At 61.9% G+C, this 14,857-nt stretch carries 16 protein-coding genes; 7 read left to right on the top strand and 9 right to left on the bottom strand.

Annotation, left to right across the window (positions count from 1 at the left end; all coding sequences use genetic code 11):
* Positions 1-18 precede the first annotated feature (18 nt).
* The 4 genes from ACMGGG_RS10155 to ACMGGG_RS10140 are packed head-to-tail and all read right to left on the bottom strand — an operon-like array spanning position 19 to position 6,096.
* Positions 19-1,245 (bottom strand): hybrid sensor histidine kinase/response regulator, encoded by a 1,227-nt coding sequence (locus tag ACMGGG_RS10155; protein WP_054891277.1) that lies wholly within the window; start codon positions 1,243-1,245, stop codon positions 19-21.
* Positions 1,239-1,814, bottom strand: coding sequence for a chemotaxis protein CheB (locus ACMGGG_RS10150; protein WP_063544793.1), 576 nt, complete (start codon positions 1,812-1,814; stop codon positions 1,239-1,241). The genes ACMGGG_RS10155 and ACMGGG_RS10150 overlap by 7 nt, the downstream gene beginning before the upstream one ends.
* Entirely contained in the window at positions 1,811-2,632 is an 822-nt protein-coding gene (locus ACMGGG_RS10145) for a CheR family methyltransferase (RefSeq protein ID WP_063544792.1), read from the bottom strand. Before ACMGGG_RS10145 ends, ACMGGG_RS10150 begins: the two co-directional genes overlap by 4 nt.
* A complete protein-coding gene (locus ACMGGG_RS10140; RefSeq protein WP_323454219.1) occupies positions 2,629-6,096 on the bottom strand; it encodes a response regulator in 3,468 nt (1,155 codons plus the stop codon). The genes ACMGGG_RS10145 and ACMGGG_RS10140 overlap by 4 nt, the downstream gene beginning before the upstream one ends.
* 260 nt (positions 6,097-6,356) lie before the next feature.
* Here ACMGGG_RS10140 and ACMGGG_RS10135 point away from each other — a divergent pair, with 260 nt between their 5' ends.
* Positions 6,357-6,707, top strand: coding sequence for a response regulator (locus ACMGGG_RS10135; RefSeq protein WP_063544790.1), 351 nt, complete (start codon positions 6,357-6,359; stop codon positions 6,705-6,707).
* A gap of 8 nt (positions 6,708-6,715) precedes the next feature.
* Here ACMGGG_RS10135 and cobF read toward each other — a convergent pair whose 3' ends face one another.
* Complete coding sequence (gene cobF / locus ACMGGG_RS10130; protein ID WP_063544789.1) at positions 6,716-7,465, bottom strand: precorrin-6A synthase (deacetylating); 750 nt, start codon at positions 7,463-7,465, stop codon at positions 6,716-6,718.
* A gap of 65 nt (positions 7,466-7,530) precedes the next feature.
* Positions 7,531-8,820, bottom strand: a complete 1,290-nt coding sequence (locus ACMGGG_RS10125; protein WP_414155401.1) for an OprD family porin — start codon at positions 8,818-8,820, stop codon at positions 7,531-7,533.
* Positions 8,821-9,173: 353 nt separating this feature from the next.
* Between ACMGGG_RS10125 and ACMGGG_RS10120 the strand changes: the two genes are divergently transcribed.
* From ACMGGG_RS10120 to ACMGGG_RS10110, 3 genes are all read left to right on the top strand, one after another.
* Complete coding sequence (locus ACMGGG_RS10120; protein WP_054891428.1) at positions 9,174-9,542, top strand: histone-like nucleoid-structuring protein, MvaT/MvaU family; 369 nt, start codon at positions 9,174-9,176, stop codon at positions 9,540-9,542.
* 227 nt (positions 9,543-9,769) lie between these two features.
* The gene (gene gloA, locus ACMGGG_RS10115; RefSeq protein ID WP_054891270.1) at positions 9,770-10,297 is read left to right on the top strand and encodes a lactoylglutathione lyase; all 528 of its coding nucleotides are present in this window, start codon (positions 9,770-9,772) and stop codon (positions 10,295-10,297) included.
* Between the two features lie 98 nt (positions 10,298-10,395).
* Positions 10,396-10,638: a hypothetical protein gene (locus tag ACMGGG_RS10110; protein ID WP_063544787.1), complete on the top strand. Its 243-nt coding sequence runs from the start codon at positions 10,396-10,398 to the stop codon at positions 10,636-10,638.
* A gap of 42 nt (positions 10,639-10,680) precedes the next feature.
* Here ACMGGG_RS10110 and ACMGGG_RS10105 read toward each other — a convergent pair whose 3' ends face one another.
* Complete coding sequence (locus ACMGGG_RS10105) at positions 10,681-11,502, bottom strand: shikimate 5-dehydrogenase (protein WP_414155400.1); 822 nt, start codon at positions 11,500-11,502, stop codon at positions 10,681-10,683.
* A 161-nt stretch (positions 11,503-11,663) separates the two neighbouring features.
* Here ACMGGG_RS10105 and ACMGGG_RS10100 point away from each other — a divergent pair, with 161 nt between their 5' ends.
* From ACMGGG_RS10100 to pbpG, 3 genes are all read left to right on the top strand, one after another.
* A complete protein-coding gene (locus ACMGGG_RS10100; RefSeq protein ID WP_054891267.1) occupies positions 11,664-12,002 on the top strand; it encodes a hypothetical protein in 339 nt (112 codons plus the stop codon).
* A gap of 105 nt (positions 12,003-12,107) precedes the next feature.
* Positions 12,108-12,290 (top strand): hypothetical protein, encoded by a 183-nt coding sequence (locus ACMGGG_RS10095; protein ID WP_054891266.1) that lies wholly within the window; start codon positions 12,108-12,110, stop codon positions 12,288-12,290.
* A 272-nt stretch (positions 12,291-12,562) separates the two neighbouring features.
* Positions 12,563-13,489: a D-alanyl-D-alanine endopeptidase gene (pbpG, locus tag ACMGGG_RS10090; RefSeq protein WP_153773534.1), complete on the top strand. Its 927-nt coding sequence runs from the start codon at positions 12,563-12,565 to the stop codon at positions 13,487-13,489.
* A gap of 47 nt (positions 13,490-13,536) precedes the next feature.
* Here pbpG and ACMGGG_RS10085 read toward each other — a convergent pair whose 3' ends face one another.
* Together ACMGGG_RS10085 and ACMGGG_RS10080 are read right to left on the bottom strand one after the other, a co-directional pair.
* On the bottom strand, positions 13,537-13,968 hold the full coding sequence (locus tag ACMGGG_RS10085) for a hypothetical protein (protein WP_054891264.1): 432 nt from the start codon (positions 13,966-13,968) through the stop codon (positions 13,537-13,539).
* Positions 13,969-14,033: 65 nt separating this feature from the next.
* Complete coding sequence (locus ACMGGG_RS10080) at positions 14,034-14,735, bottom strand: NrtR DNA-binding winged helix domain-containing protein (protein WP_151924774.1); 702 nt, start codon at positions 14,733-14,735, stop codon at positions 14,034-14,036.
* Between the last annotated feature and the right edge of the window lie 122 nt (positions 14,736-14,857).

Below are 14,857 nucleotides of genomic sequence, written 5' to 3'. Positions count from 1 at the left end.
GGCCATCTGACCACCAGGTCACACAGAGGTTGCCTGCGCCTGGTCACTTTGTTGATCGGCCGTCGCCAGCGGCAGCAGGATACTGAACGTCGCACCCTGCCCCTCTTGGCTCTCGACCTGGATTCGTCCACCGTGGGCCTGCACGATCTGCTCGGAAATATACAAGCCAAGCCCCAATCCACCACTGGCCTGGTGCGCCGCAACCCGCTCGAACTGCTGGAAGATCCGCTGCTGGTTGGCGGCACTGATGCCGATGCCGTGATCCTGGACCTGCACACAGGCCATGCCGGTTTGCTCGAACACCCGCACCTGGACCGGGCGTCGCTCGCCATAGCGCAAGGCATTGGATAGCAAGTTGGCGAGCACCTGCTCGATACGGAACTCGTCCCACTCCCCCTGCAGCGCGTCGCAGCGTTGCAGCTCGATGTGGGTGTCCAACGCCGTTGCCTGGGCCGAGAAGTTCTCCACCAGGCCGCGCACCAACTGCGACAGGTCGAACAGCCGCGGGCGGATCGACAGCTTGCCGGTGCGGATGCGCGACACGTCGAGCATGTCCTCGATCAGCCGAATCAAGCTGTTGATCTGCCGTTCGTCACGCTCGACCATCGCATGCAGGTGGCTTTCGCTGAACGCCGCGAGGTTGCCCCGCGACAAATGCATCTTGCGCAGCTGGGTCTCCAGGATCAGGCCGTTGAGCGGCGTGCGCACTTCGTGGGAAACGATCGACATGAAGTCATCGCGCATGCGCACCGCACGTTCCAGCTCGCTGCGTGCCACCTGCAGCTGGGCAAGCAGTTGCTCCTGCTCCTGCCGGCTGCGCTCGAGCGCTTCCAACTGACGCCCGAGCACCTGGCGCTGGCGATAAAGGTCGACGAACACCGACACCTTGCTCTTGACCGCCTGGGTGTCCAACGGCTTGTGCAGGAAGTCCACCGCGCCGCTCTCGTAGCCCTTGAAGGCATAGTTCATCTCGCGGCCAGCAGCGCTGACGAAGACGATCGGAATGTTCTTGGTCTTCTCCATGCCGCGCATCAGCTCGGCCAGCTCGAAACCATTCATGCCCGGCATCTGCACATCGAGGATGGCCAGGGCGAACTCGTGCTCGAGTAGCAGCGACAAGGCCTGCTCGGCCGACTGGGCGCGGTGCACCTCACGGTCCTCACCCTGGATCAGGGCATCGAGGGCCAGCAGGTTTTCCGGCAGATCGTCGACGATCAGCAGTTTGGCGATGATGTGGCTTAGCATGCGCTGGGTTCCAGGGTGGCGAGCAACTGCCCGATACCGCTCAGAGAAAGAATATGGTCGGGGCGATGCAGGGCCAGTGCGGCCTCGGGCATCAGCGCAACCTGTGCGTCGCGGGGGTCCTGGACCACGGTCCGGCCTCCGCACTTCTTGATGTAGGCAAGGCCCTCGGCGCCATCTTCGTTGGCACCGGTGAGCAGCACGCCGAGCAGCCCTTCGCCATAGGCATCGGCAGCCGAGGCGAAAAGGAAGTCGATCGCCGGGCGCGAAAAGTGTACCGGTGCCTCCTGGCTCAGCGACAGGCTCAGGTCGCGCTCCACCGACAGGTGATAACCGGGCGCTGCAACATAGATCTGCCCGGCCTCGATCCGTTCCTTGTCACGAGCCTCGCGCACCGGGCGATGCAACCGGCGCTGCAGCACCTCGGCCAGTTGGCTGTGGCGGTCATCCGGCAGGTGCAGCACACACAGCACCGGCTGGGCGAAGCCCTCTGGCAAGCCGCCAAGCACCTCGAACAAGGCCGCGACGCCGCCGGCCGAGGCGCCGATGACCACTGCGCGCACGCCGTTCATGTCTTGCGGTAGATCCGCTCGGGCCTTACCAAAGGCTCGAAGCGGTCGCTATAGGCCGAAAAATCCACCGATTCCTTACTGCCCAGGAACAGGAAGCCGCGATGGCACAACGACTCGTGGAACAGCCCCAGGGCACGGTCCTGCAAGTCTTTGTTGAAGTAGATCAGCACATTGCGGCATGACACCAACTGGGTTTCGGAAAACACGCTGTCGGTGGCCAGGCTGTGGTCGGCGAAAGTCACGTTGTCACGCAGGCTGCTGTCCATGATGGCGTTGCCGTAAGCAGCAGTGTAGTACTCGGAGAAGTCGCGCCGCCCTCCGGCCTTGCGGTAGTTCTCCTCGTACTCGCGCAGGCTTTGCATCGAGTAGATGCCCTGCTTGGCCTTCTCCAGCGAGCTGGGGTTGATGTCGGTGGCGTAGATGATGGTGCGCTCCAGCAACCCTTCCTCGCGCAGCAGGATGGCCATGGAGTACACCTCCTCTCCAGTGCTGCAACCGGCGATCCAGATCTTCAGTGAGGGCCAGGTGCGCAGCAGCGGCACCACCTCCTCGCGCAAGGCGAGGAAGTGGTCGGGGTCGCGGAACATCTCGCTGACCGGGATCGTCAGGTATTGCAGCAACTGCATGAACATGCCCGGGTCGTGCAGTACCCGCTCCTGCAGCGCAGTCACGGTACGGCAGTCGAACTGTCGCAGGGCATGGAGGATCCGGCGCTTGATCGACGCGCCTGAGTAGTCACGGAAGTCGTAGCTGTACTTGAGGTAGATCGCCTCGATCAGCAGCCGGATCTCGATATCGGTGTTGCGTTCGCTAGTCAAATTCGCTCCAGTTGCGGCAGCCAGACGCGGATCAGGGAGAACAGGCGATCAAGGTCGATCGGCTTGGCCAGGTAATCGTTGGCACCCGCCTGCAGGCAACGCTGCTGGTCATCCTTCATGGCCTTGGCCGTCACGGCGATGATCGGCAGCTTGCGCCAGCGGGGCTGCTGGCGGATCAGCCGGGTCGCTTCATAGCCATCCATTTCCGGCATCATCACGTCCATCAGCACCAGGTCGACATCATCGTGCTGCTCAAGGCGCTCCAGCGCTTCACGGCCGTTGCGCCCGATCTCGACGATAGCGCCCTTGTGCTCCAGGGCACTGGTCAGGGCGAAGATGTTACGCACATCGTCGTCCACCAGCAGGATCTTGCGCCCCTCGAACACCTTGTCGCGGCTGCGCGCGGTCTTGAGCATGCGCTGGCGCTCGTGGGACAGTTGCGACTCGACCTTGTGCAGGAACAGCGTCACTTCGTCGAGCAGACGCTCCGGCGAGCGCGCGCCCTTGATGATGATCGAACGCGAGTACTTGAGCAGGTCGGCTTCTTCTTCGCGGGTGAGGTTCCGCCCGGTGTAGACGATCACTGGCGGGAAGCTGCGGATGTCTTCGGCCGTCATGCGCTTGAGCAGCTCGTTGCCGAGCATGTCGGGCAGCTTCAGATCGATGATCATGCAGTCGTAGATGTTCTCGCGCAGCAGCTCCAGGGCCTCCTGGGCCATGGCCACGGCGGTGATCTCGATGTCGTCGTCGCCGATCAGGCGGGCGATGCTCTCGCGCTGCAGGTCGTCGTCTTCCACCAACAGGATGTGCTTGAGCTTCTGCGTCAGCTTGGCTTCCAGGCGGTTGAACACCTCCTTGAGCTCCTCGCGGCTGGCCGGCTTGACCGCGTAGCCCACCGCGCCCATGTGCATGGCGGCCTCGACGCGGTCTTCCACCGAGATGATGTGCACGGGGATGTGCCGGGTGTTGGCCTGTTCCTTGAGGCGCTGTAGCACAGTGAGCCCGGAATGGTCGGGCAGACGCATGTCCAGCAGCACGGCATCAGGCACGTACTGTGCCGCCAGGGCGAAGCCTTCGTCGGCGCCATGGGCGACCAGGCAGTTGTAGCCCAGTTCATGGGCCAGGTCGTAGAGGATCCGGGCGAAATTCGGCTCGTCCTCGATCACCAGGATGCAGCGATTGGCGAACGGCGCCTGCTCGCGATCGTCGGCAAATGCGGGAATCGGCAGCGGCTGTTGAGGTGCAGCCAGCGCGCGCGGTGGCGGCGGCAACTGATCGAGGGTCGGGCGCAGGCTGTGGGCCTCTTCCTGTCCATCCACCGATTCGTAGCGCTCGGGAATGATCAGGCTGAACACGCTGCCCTGGCCGGGACTGCTGTCGACGCTGATCTGGCCACCGAGCAAGTGCGCCAGGTCGCGTGAGATCGACAGGCCCAGACCGGTGCCACCATAGCGGCGGTTGCTGGTGCCGTCGACCTGATGGAAAGCACCGAAGATTGCCTGTTGCTGGTCGGCGGCGATACCGATGCCGCTGTCACGCACGGCAAAGACGATGCCCATGCCGACCTGATGACTGATGTTCAGGCTCACCTGGCCACGCTCGGTGAACTTGATGGCGTTGGACAGCAGGTTCTTGAGGATCTGCTCCAGACGCTGTCGGTCGGTGAACAGGGTCGCCGGCACCTGCGACTCCAGCTTCACCTCGAAACTCAGGCCCTTGTCATCGGCCAGCGGCTGGAACATGCCGCGCAGTCCTTCGACCAGGCGCACCATCTGGGTGGTCTCAGGACGCACTTCGAGCTTGCCCGCCTCGACCTTGGCGATGTCGAGAATATCGTTGATCAGGTTGAGCAGATCGTTGCCAGCCGAATAGATCGACTCGGCAAACTTGACCTGTTCCTGGCTGAGGTTGCCCTCGCCATTCTCGGCCAGCAGCTTGGCCAGGATCAGCGAACTGTTGAGAGGCGTGCGCAGCTCGTGGGACATATTGGCGAGGAATTCGGACTTGTACTTGCTGGAACGCTGCAAGTCCTCGGCACGCGCCTGCAGTTCCACTTGCGCAGCATTGAGCTCGCTGTTCTTGCGGTCCAGGGCGACGGTGCGCTCGGCCAGTTGCTCGTTGGTCTGCTCGAGCTCGGCCTGCTGGGTCTCCAGGTGGGCCTGGGACTCCTTGAGCACCCGCGACTGCTCTTCAAGCTCCTCGTTCGCCGTCTTGAGCTCCTCTTGCTGGACCTGAAGTTCTTCATTCAATTGTTGAGTTTCGGCAAGCACTTCCTGCAGGCGCTGGCGATAGCGCGCGCTCTCCAGGGAGATGCCGAGGTTTTCGCTGATCCGTTCCAGCAATTCGACATCACGCTCCTGCAGCGGTCGCAGGAAGCCCAGTTCGAGTACGCCATTGACCTGGTTGTTGTCACTGGCCGGCGCCAGCAAGGCACTGCGCGGCAGCCCGCTGCCCAGGCCGGAGCTCAGCCGGTAGTAATCCTGCGGCAGGTCATCCAGACGCAGCACGCGACGCTCGCGCACCACCTGGGCCAGCAGTCCATCGTGCTCGGCCATTACCTGCTCGCGCCCCTGCTGTTCGGCATCGAGCCCATAGCTGGCCACGCGCACCAGGCGCCCATGACTGTCACGGATATACAGTGCACCGACCACACTACCCAAGTAGCCGGCGAAGAAGCGCAAGATGTTGTCCCCCAGCATGGTCAGCGTCAGTTGCCCAATGACCTCCTGCCCCAACTGGGTCTGCCCGTTGCGCAACCAGGCCTGGTGTTCCAGACGCTCGGCCGAACGCTGCTGCGCCTGCAGGTTGCTGACATAGCTTTCGGACAGCGCCAACAGGTCACGCCGCCCCAAGTAGGCCAGCAGCGCACTGAGGCCGACGATGAACAGCACGAATGCGCTGATAGCGGTGATGGTGACCGTGCTGACCTTCTCGTTGCGCGCCATGCGCAACTGCTGTTCGGTGGCAACGAAGTCGTCGAATTCCTTGCGGATCTCGTCAGTGATGCGCTTGCCGCGACCATTGCCGATTATGCCGCGAAAATCGCCCTGGTCGCGGCGCACCTTGATCAGTTCGCTACCGAACTCGTTCCAGGCACGCTGAAGGGCCACCAGCCGGTCGATGCGATCGACCTGCGGTGGGTTGTCCAGGACCATGCCACGCAGGCTGTCCAGACTGCTGAAGATTCTCGGCTTGGCCACCTCGTAGGGGTCGAGGAAGCGCTCGTCGCCGGTGATCAGAAAACCGCGCATGCCGGTTTCCATGTCGATCGACAGCTTGACCGTTTCGTTGGCATTGCCAATCACCCGATCGGTGTGCTCGACCCACTGCATGGCCGAGAGCAAATAGTTGATCACCGCAACGAAGGCGACGGCGCCCAGCAGGCCGACACCCAACGGGAGGCCGACGTTACGGCTTAGCAGCTTGCGAAAACTGCGTTGATCCATGGAGGCTGCTTGAATCATCTGATAACGCCCGAGCGAAATAAGTCCATTGAACAGTGTGTGGCCACTACATTCAGTCATTGTTGTATGCCGCTGCCACCCCCGCACCTGGGGCGAGTCTAACCAGCTTTGCCTGATCTGACAGGGCATTTAGCCAGTATTTGAAGCTATCCGCAGCCAATCGTTCCATCCGATTGCAGGGGCCGCTATCCTGACGGAACTTCTGCCTGTGCAACAGGCACAGAGTAAAGACATTTCCCTTACGTGACAGGATTCAAACCATGCACCTTCTGGTAGTCGAAGACGACGACATCGTTCGTATGCTGATGGTCGACGTGCTCGACGAATTGGGCTACACCACCATCGAGGCGCAGGACGCCACCACAGCCTTAAGGATTCTCGAGGATGGCACGCAACCCCTGTCGCTGCTGATGACCGATGTCGGCCTTCCTGACATGCGCGGCGAAGCGCTGGCCGCCAAAGCCCGGGAAATCCGGCCGCTGCTGCCGGTGCTGTTCGCCAGTGGCTACGCCGAGAACGTCAATGTCCCCGAGGGCATGCACCTGATCGGCAAGCCATTCAGCATCGACCAACTGCGCGATAAGGTCGTGGAAATCCTCGGGACGCCCTGACGCGGGCCTCACCCCTCACGGCGCAACAGGTAGGTATCCATGATCCAGCCCTTGCGCCGCCGCGCGTCCTCGCGCACTTGCACGATCTGTGTCTTGACCTCCACCAGCTTGCCCGCCACCAGGATCTCGTCTGCCGTTCCCAGATAAGCCCCCCAGTAGATCGTCAGGCCCGGGTCGTCCAGCGCGGTGAACGCGCACTGTCCATCGAGCATCACCACGACGTTGTCGATCACTGCCTGCTCGGCCAGGCGCCGCGCCGGCAGTACGATCAGGGGTTCGCCAATGCGGTTCAGCGCGATCCGGTGTCGCGCGGCCAAGGCCTGGACACTGCTGATCCCAGGGATGATTTCAAGCTGCAGCGCCACCCCGCGTTCGCGCACCAGGTCAAGAATGCGCAAGGTGCTGTCATACAGCCCCGGCTCGCCCCACAACAGGAAGGCGCCGATATCGTCGGCTGCCAGTTCATCCTCGAGCATGCGGGCGTACAGGGCTGCGCGCGCGCGGTGCCAGTCCTGCACCGCACCGACATAGTCCTGGTGCTGCCCGTCCCGCCGCGGATCCTCCAGTTGCACCAGGCGATACCCACCCTCGGGGACATAGCGCTCGAGCATGAGTTTGCGCAGTTGCAACAGCTCATGCTTGTCGCCACCTTTATCGAGTACGAAGAACACCGTGGCGCGGCGCAACGCGTCGACGGCCTCGAAAGTGACCTGACGGGGGTCGCCCGGGCCTATACCGATCAACAGAAGTTGCTTCATGGCATTGCCTCGCTGCCCGTACCGCCGATCATTGTTCATCGCCCAGGGGTATTTGGCAAAGTGCGTCAGAACACCGCGAAGTTGTAACTGACGATGACCCGTGTCTCGTCCATGTCACGCGCCCATCGTTCGTAGTTGCTGCGATACGTGGAGTTGCGCAGACGCACGCTGAGATCTTTGAAGGTGCCGCTCTGGACCTGGTACTTGAGTTCGCTGTCACGCTCCCATTCCTTGCCTTGGGCGCTGCTGCCCGGCACCTGGATATGATCACCGTTGATATAGCGAGTGAAGAAGCTCAAGCCAGGAATGCCCAACGCCTTGAAATCGTAGTCATACCGCAATTGCCAGGAACGCTCACCGGCGGCTGCGAAGTCGTTGACCTGAGCATAATTGACCAGATAAGGGTTGCTGCCATCCAGATAAGGCATGGCGCTGTCGCCATACATGCGTTGCCAGCCGGCACTGAACTTGTGCCCGCCCAGGCTGTAGCCGAGCATGCCGCTGAACGCCCGATGCTCGATCTCACCGGCGCGTGCGTTGCCGATATCGTCGCTCTTGATCAGGCGCACGTCCGCAGAAAGCGCGCCCACCGCCAAAGGTTGCGTGGCGACCAGCCCGAGGAAGTGCTGGCGGTAGATATTCTCGAGCTTCGACACCTGGTACTGGGCACTGAGGCGATCATTGACGCGGTAATCGACGCCCGCCAGATCGAAGTGGTCGGCCTGGATATCGCAGGCGTAACGCTTGTTCTTGCAGTGCACGCGAATATCCTGGCGATCACTGGAGTCTCGCGCGGTGTACTTGTCCAGACGGGCCACGGTGAACTTCAGGTCGCGCAACTCTTCGGACGTCAGCATTGCACCGTGGAACATGGTGGGCAGCAGACGACCATCGTTGTACTTGAGCAGCGGCACGTCCGGCATCATCGCGCCATAACGCAGTACCGTCCGGGACACCTTCATCTTTGCCGCCACGCCCAGCTTGGCGTATTGATCGGCAGAATGGCGCGGGTCATGCCCACTCGAGGGCAGCAGACCACTGTTGCTGTCGGCGGGGCTGGAATCGAGCTTGAAACCTAGCATGCCCAGCGCATCGACACCGAACCCGAGCGTGCCGTCGGTGTAGCCGGAACGGGCATCGAGAATGAAACCCTGCGCCCATTCCTCGCGCTTGGAAGCACCCTGGGCGGAACTGCTGTGGCCGTCACGAAAGTCCCGGTTGAAATAGACATTGCGCGCCTCGACCTTGGCGTGACTGTCTTCGAAAAAACCATCGGCCTGCGCACCGGCTGCCGCGCACAACAAGGACAGGCCGGCAATACTGCGGCCAGGGGCGAGAGGAAAGGGAGAGCACATGCAGGGGAACATCCAGAAGAGGCGAGAAACATGCCGATGCACTATCGGGCACACATGCCGCGAGGCACTCGACATTAAACGAAGACGACGCGCCATTTTCACGCGGGCGCTCTAGTCGGGCCATTGGACCATGGTATGAAAGCTGTTGCAGAGGCCTGGAAAGCGCACTGAGTTTGCGGTTCGTGACGCCCAGAAAGTTCCTTACTTGCCGCTAAAAGTTTGAGGTTTACCGAACACTGGGCCACGTCTACACTCTTGTTCAGCGAACAGTTTCACCCATCCGCGTGGCCGGCGTTTATTACTGTTGCATGTTCGTCACGCCATGCCACGGCCGACTGACAGGAGTGATGAAAGTGTCCAGACTTGCAGAGTTTCGTGCGGCCGAAAAAGCACTTCAGGAGCAAATCGCGCAACTGGAGACAATGAAAAAGGATGCCAGCCTTAAACGCGAGATCGAGTTCGAGCAGAAACTACTCGGTCTGATGAAAAGCTATGACAAGGGCTTGCGCGACATTGTCGCGATCCTCGACCCCAAGGGCCTGAAAGCCAGCGCGAAAACCTCGACCAGCCCCGTCAAGCAGCAACGCCGTCCGCGCGTGGTCAAGGTCTACGAGAACCCGCACACCGGCGAGCTGATCGAGACAAAGGGTGGCAACCACCGTGGCCTGAAAGCGTGGAAGGAACAGTACGGTGCGGCCACGGTGGAATCCTGGGTACGCTGATGAAACATCCACGCCTGCTTCACAGTTTTTTCACATCGGCTGGGCGAGTATCGAACCAGCTAAAGGACTAGCGACCCCATCACGCGCCCGCACATGCGGGCCTCTAATTCCAGCGCCCTGCCTTCGTGCAGGGCGCTTTCATTTGCGCAATCGCTTCACTGCCGTATCATGGCCGTCCTGTTTTCACCGTCGGCGCGGTCTGCGCCGGCCTTGTCTCTGGAGCCCCCATGAGCCTGAACGATCTGCAAACCCTGCCCGGCGTCACCGCCCAGCCCGACACCGCCACCGCAAAATTCGTCTTCAATCACACCATGCTGCGGGTCAAGGATATCGAGAAGTCGCTGGACTTCTACACCCGCGTGCTGGGCTTTCGTCTGGTAGACAAGCGCGATTTCCCCGAAGCGAAGTTCAGCCTGTACTTCCTGGCCCTGGTCGACCCGGCGCAGATTCCTGCCGATGACGCCGCACGCCACCAGTGGATGAAATCCATTCCAGGCGTGCTGGAGCTGACCCACAACCACGGCACCGAGAGCGATGCCGAGTTCGCCTACCACAACGGCAACACCGATCCGCGCGGCTTTGGCCACATCTGCATCTCGGTGCCGGACGTACGTGAGGCCTGTGCACGCTTCGAAGCGCTGGAGGTGCCCTTCCAGAAACGCCTGCAGGATGGCCGCATGAACCACCTGGCGTTCGTCAAGGACCCGGATGGCTACTGGGTCGAAGTCATCCAGCCGACCGAACTGAAGGGCTGACCGACGCAGGTCACGCTCGTCGGGGCCGGGAACTTCCGGCCCCTCGCCGTGGTACATAGAGGTGAGCGCTTCCAAACCAGCACAGCGAGGTAAGGACGATGCAAACCCTTCACTGTGAGTACCGTGAGCACACCATCACCGCCAGTGTGATGCCCCACCCCGACTCTCCTCTGCCCTACGCCGCCGGCTGCCTGATCACCGATCCCGAAGGCCATACCAGCAGGCGCCTGTCGATGCCCATGAAGTTCTTCTCCGACCTGGAAAACGCCCAGCACGTTTCTCTGGCGCACGGCCGCGCCCTGGTGGACGAGCGACTGGATAAAGGGCAGAGGGTGTTCTGAGGGCATTCAAGCCATCACGGGGATCCCCGTGATGGCAACCGTTCAGGCTTCACGGGCGTAAGCGACCGCGGCCTCCACTTGCTCTACGGTCGGTCTGATACCGGTGTACAGCACGAACTGCTCCAGCGCCTGCAACGCAATCACGTCGAGCCCAGTGATCACCGGCTTGCCCAGCTCCTGGGCGAGAACGATCAGCGGGGTCATGGCCGGCATGGCCACTACGTCAAATACGAGTTGCGCAGCATCGACCGCCTCACGTGGGAAGGCCAGCTCCTGCGCCTGCGGCCCGCCGGCCATGCCAATGGGGGTCACGTTGACCAGCATCGGCGGACAGAGGTCGCCCAGCTCGCGCTGCCAGCGATACCCGCAGGTATCTGCCAGCTGCCGCCCGGCCTGCTCGTTGCGGGCAATGATCAGGCCCTCGCTGAAACCTGCGTCACGCAGCGCACTGGCCACCGCCTTGGCCATGCCGCCGCTGCCGCGCAGGGCAAAGGCGGTGGCCGGATCGACCTGGTGCGACTCCAGCAGTTGGCGCACAGCCAGGTAATCGGTGTTGTAGGCCTTCAAGTGACCGTTGGTGTTGACCAGCGTGTTCACCGACTCGATGGCTGCCGCGGAGGGATCGATCTCGTCCACCAGGGCCATGCACGCCTCTTTGTAGGGCATGGACACACCGCATCCGCGGATACCCAGGGCGCGGATGCCACCCACTGCCGCAGGCAGGTCCTGGGTGGTCATGGCCTTGTAGTAGTAGTCCAGCCCCAACTGTTGATAGAGGTGGTTGTGGAAACGCACGCCGAAAGTGCCCGGACGTCCGGCAAGGGAAATGCACAGTGTCGTGTCCCTGCTGGGTGCAATCGCCATATCTGCTCCTGTCGTTGATGACTGAATCGTTTCTGCGAGCGTATCAGACCTGACCGTCAATCGCCCCTTACACAACCTTTACCTTGCACCTGTGCTCTCTTTACCGATTTCGCGGTCTTATTGATAAGCCCCAAGTGTGGGGTTATCGCGAGGATTCATTCATGAACCGTCTCATCCCCGGAATCGCCCTGCTGGTCGGCGCACTGGCCGTCAGCGGGCAGGCAGCCGCCCATGGCGGCGGTTGGGGCCCAGGCCCTGTACTCGGTGCAGCCGTGGTCGGTGCCGTGGTCGGGGCAGCAGTATCCGGCGGCCATGACCGCACCGTCTATGTGGAGCGCCAACCGGCCTATTATCCGCCGCCTCCGGTCTATGTGCAGGCGCCACCGCCGCCGGTGTATTACCAGCCCTATGTCGTCGAGCGCTATGTACCCGCGCCGCCGCCAGTGTATCGCCGCTACTACGGCCCGCCGCCGGTGTACTACGGCCCGCCGCGCTGGTGACCTGCACTTGTCGTTGAAAAAAGTAATGACCACTATCGAGCAAGTTGATTTCAAACAGCGTCGGCTGCTGCGTAAGGTAGGGCCATGTTTCACAGGAGGTCCAACATGGCCACTATCCACATCATGTCTGTCGTCGGCAGTGCTGTCCCTGCTCCCTTGCGCGCTCAAGGCCTGCTGGCCTGCTGGTACCTGATGCGCAACGGCGAGCCCGTCAGCGGCCCTCTGGATTCCCGCGCCAAGGCCCAGGCCATGGCCGAACAGCTGCAGGCCGGCACCCTTACCGCCTGACCACCGTTTTTGTTGACCGTTTCATGTGTTGTGCGTTGCTCCTTACGCTTCTTTCTGCCCGCCTCTGGCGGGCTTTTTTTCGCCTGTGCGAAAGCGCGGGGACCATTTGTCGCAACAGGCGGGAAAAACCGATACAGCATGAAGGTTTTTTCATTTCGACGCTGGGACTGGACGAGCAATCGACAGCCGCTGAGCCATACTCCACAATGCAGCGGTTTTCGGGGGAAACCCTTGCACAGCCAACGACATACCAACTATTAGTGAGCCTCAACGTGAAAACTTCCCTGTCCATCCTCAGCCTGCTGCTGGCGCTCACAGGAACCGCGATCCTTCCGTCGACCGCTGCTGCACAATCCCCGGCCCAGGCCCAACGCGATCCTTCCAAACTGCACCTGGCTTCCGGCAGCGCCTTGCTGATCGACCTGAATACCAACAAAGAGCTGTACTCCAGCCACGCCGACCGCGTGGTGCCCATCGCCTCGGTCACCAAGCTGATGACCGCCATGGTAGTGCTCGACGCCAAGCTGCCGATGGACGAGATGCTCACCATGACCATCGCCAACAACCCTGACCTCAAGGGTGTCTTTTCCCGCGTCCGCCCCGGCAGCGAGCTGAACCGCCGCGAGACCCTGCTGATTACCCTGATGTCGTCGGAGAACCGCGCGGCCAACACCCTGGCCAACCACTATCCCGGCGGCTATGGCGCGTTCATCAAGGCGATGAACGCCAAGGCCCGCAGCCTGGGCATGACCCAGACCCGCTACGTCGAGCCGACTGGCCTGTCGACGCACAACGTCTCCACTGCCCATGACCTGGCCAAGCTGCTGATCGCCTCGCGCAACTACCCGATGCTCAGCGAGCTCTCGACCACCCGCGAGAAGACCGTAGCCTTCCGCAAACCCAATTACACCTTGGGCTTTCGCAACACCGATCATCTGGTGAACAAGAGCAACTGGGATATCAAGCTGACCAAGACCGGCTTCACCAACGAGGCGGGGCACTGCCTGGTACTGCTGACCAGGATGGACAACCGCCCGGTGGCGATGGTGATTCTCGACGCCTACGGCAAGTTCACCCACTTCGCCGATGCCGGGCGCCTGCGCCAATGGCTGGAAACCGGCTCGGCCAAGGCCGCGCCGGCGGTGGCGATGCAGTACAAGTCAGACCGCCAGAACCGCTCGCGCGTGGCGTCCGAGTAAGTCACCACGTTCAGGGCGGCCCGTTGCGGTCCGCCCTGCCCTCACCCTCAGGCAATGGTGCTGATCAAGTTGCCGGAGCTACTGCTGTTCAGCTTGCTCAAGGCCTGCAGCAACTGCGCGGTCGCCTGCTGGATCTGACCGCTGATGGTCGCGATCTGCGCCTGGACACCCGCCACCGCAGCCAACTTGGCCTTCTCGTCCATCGGTTGCGCCTGAACTTCGGACAGCCGCTTCTGGGCGTCGGCCAGTTGCTTCTGCATTTGCTTGATCAGCTCACGCAACTGGCGGATGTGTGACGGCTCGCTGCTGTTGTCGCTGCTCTTGGCCTTGTCGGCCTTGTCAGACGGTGCCGGCATGGCGACCTGGGCGCCGCCAGCCGCGCTGCTGCTCTTTTCAGTGTCGCTGGCCTGGGCGGCCGTCTGCAACGCAGACGATTGCCCATTCACGCCGGTGACATTGACACTTGTGATCCCTACCATTTCCCTTCTCCGCAAGGATTTTGACCTGACAGCTGTATCGGCCGCCAAACGCCATGCTTGAGCCTTCATGCTTCCGGCAACAGGCTGCGCTCGAACAGAAAGGGACCCACGCCTTGCGGCAGGTGCTCGTAAAGCTGTTGCGGCCGGCCCAGTCGCGGCTGATTGCGTTCGCCTGTATCACGCACCCAGCCTGCCTCCCTCAGACGCTCCAGGCGCTTGCGCAACGACGTGTTGTTCACCGGCCGCCCCAGGCACGCCTGCGCCGCACTCAACGCATCGAGCACCGTGAAACGCGTCGGCAGCAAGTACAGCGGCAGGCTGCTGTACAGGCTCTTGGCCGCCAGCCGCTCGCAGGTGCGCTGCACCAGCAGCCCATGATCGAACGGCAACAGCACTTTGCGGGTCGACAGACTGTCGAGGTCGAAAAAGGCCAATTGCTCCCCCGCGATGAATTGATCCGGGTCGAGCAATGCCAGGTAGTAGGTACTCAACGACCACCCGCGCGGATCACGAAAAGCGTTGCCTTCTGTACCGACCTGCTCCATGTGCCGAGGCAGAACCTGTGCCTTCTCTCGCAGCGCCCGCTCGGCCGCCGCATCCAGGCTATTGTCCGGTGTGCTGCCGTTGACGATGACACCCGGCAAGGCCCACTGGCCTCGATGCGGCTCTCGCTCGCGGCGGTGCAACAGCACCTGCAACCCCTGCAAGTCCGGGGCAAGGCGCAATGCAACGATGTCCACGCTGGCCAAGACTTCAACTGCGCTCATGTCGACTCCTTGTTCAATACGCCATATTCCACCAGGTGTTTTTTGTGATGCAAGCCCTAATCCCGAAAAAAGGCTGCTTGACACACTTATGATACCAGGTGAAATATATAGGCATTCCAGTG

This window comes from Pseudomonas sp. BNK-44-b, from assembly GCF_047456245.1.
Classification (GTDB): Bacteria; Pseudomonadota; Gammaproteobacteria; order Pseudomonadales; family Pseudomonadaceae; genus Aquipseudomonas; species Aquipseudomonas machongensis.
This window is presented reverse-complemented; position numbering and strand designations above follow the sequence as displayed.

Excerpts from the sequence above, each read along its gene's own strand:
- ACMGGG_RS10155 (WP_054891277.1), bottom strand. The coding sequence starts at position 1,245 with ATGCTAAGCCACATCATCGCCAAACTGCTGATCGTCGACGATCTGCCG.
- ACMGGG_RS10150 (WP_063544793.1), bottom strand. The coding sequence starts at position 1,814 with ATGAACGGCGTGCGCGCAGTGGTCATCGGCGCCTCGGCCGGCGGCGTC.
- ACMGGG_RS10140 (WP_323454219.1), bottom strand. The coding sequence starts at position 6,096 with ATGATTCAAGCAGCCTCCATGGATCAACGCAGTTTTCGCAAGCTGCTA.
- ACMGGG_RS10135 (WP_063544790.1), top strand. The coding sequence starts at position 6,357 with ATGCACCTTCTGGTAGTCGAAGACGACGACATCGTTCGTATGCTGATG.
- cobF (WP_063544789.1), bottom strand. The coding sequence starts at position 7,465 with ATGAAGCAACTTCTGTTGATCGGTATAGGCCCGGGCGACCCCCGTCAG.
- ACMGGG_RS10125 (WP_414155401.1), bottom strand. The coding sequence starts at position 8,820 with ATGTGCTCTCCCTTTCCTCTCGCCCCTGGCCGCAGTATTGCCGGCCTG.
- gloA (WP_054891270.1), top strand. The coding sequence starts at position 9,770 with ATGAGCCTGAACGATCTGCAAACCCTGCCCGGCGTCACCGCCCAGCCC.
- ACMGGG_RS10110 (WP_063544787.1), top strand. The coding sequence starts at position 10,396 with ATGCAAACCCTTCACTGTGAGTACCGTGAGCACACCATCACCGCCAGT.
- ACMGGG_RS10105 (WP_414155400.1), bottom strand. The coding sequence starts at position 11,502 with ATGGCGATTGCACCCAGCAGGGACACGACACTGTGCATTTCCCTTGCC.
- ACMGGG_RS10100 (WP_054891267.1), top strand. The coding sequence starts at position 11,664 with ATGAACCGTCTCATCCCCGGAATCGCCCTGCTGGTCGGCGCACTGGCC.
- ACMGGG_RS10095 (WP_054891266.1), top strand. The coding sequence starts at position 12,108 with ATGGCCACTATCCACATCATGTCTGTCGTCGGCAGTGCTGTCCCTGCT.
- ACMGGG_RS10085 (WP_054891264.1), bottom strand. The coding sequence starts at position 13,968 with ATGGTAGGGATCACAAGTGTCAATGTCACCGGCGTGAATGGGCAATCG.
- ACMGGG_RS10080 (WP_151924774.1), bottom strand. The coding sequence starts at position 14,735 with ATGAGCGCAGTTGAAGTCTTGGCCAGCGTGGACATCGTTGCATTGCGC.